Genomic DNA, 608 nt, shown 5'->3' on the forward strand with positions numbered 1-608 from the left:
GTGGCGACCAGGCACTGCCACACCCACAGGGCGACGACCGGCTCCCGTTCCGGCCACTTCGTCCGGGTGAGCGCGCGGGGGACGGGCACGGCGGCGGTCACGGCGACCACGCTCAGCAGGAGCAGGCAGTACGTCATGCCACGGGCTCCGGATCCTGTCGGAAGAAGCGGCTCGGGGACGTGCGGCGGGCGCGCGGCGTGACGGAACGACGCACCGCCCGACGCCCAGTATGACGGCGAAGGGCGGTGCGAGTCAGCGTGGTTGTGCGGTGCGGTAGGGCCGGTGGGGTCAGGACGCGGGGACCACTCGTCCCGTCACCTCCCCGAGGCCCACCCGCACCCCGTCCGGTCCCGGCGCCCAGGCGGACAGCGTCACCACGTCGCCGTCCTCCAGGAACGTCCGCTTGCCGTCGGGGAGTTCGAGCGGGTCGCGGCCGTTCCAGGTCAGCTCCAGCAGGGAGCCGCGCTCCCGTTCGGCGGGGCCGCTGACCGTGCCGGAGCCGTAGAGGTCGCCGGTGCGCAGGGAGGCGCCGTTCACCGTCATGTGGGCGAGCTGCTGGGCGGCCGTCCAGTACATGGTGGAGAAGGGGCACTCGGAGACGGTGTGAC

Annotated in this window: 1 protein-coding gene and 1 pseudogene; both read right to left on the reverse strand. The window is 73.4% G+C overall.

Translation table 11 applies throughout. The annotated features are described in order from the left end of the window. Positions 1-137, reverse strand: a pseudogene (locus tag LPA54_RS35145) (M56 family peptidase); the annotation flags it as partial. A 151-nt stretch (positions 138-288) separates the two neighbouring features. After that, the coding region (locus LPA54_RS35150) for a fumarylacetoacetate hydrolase family protein (RefSeq protein ID WP_228984660.1) at positions 289-608 on the reverse strand (320 nt) is incomplete at its 5' end.

This window comes from Streptomyces sp. DH12, assembly GCF_020873895.1.
In the GTDB taxonomy this organism is placed as follows: domain Bacteria; phylum Actinomycetota; class Actinomycetes; order Streptomycetales; family Streptomycetaceae; genus Streptomyces.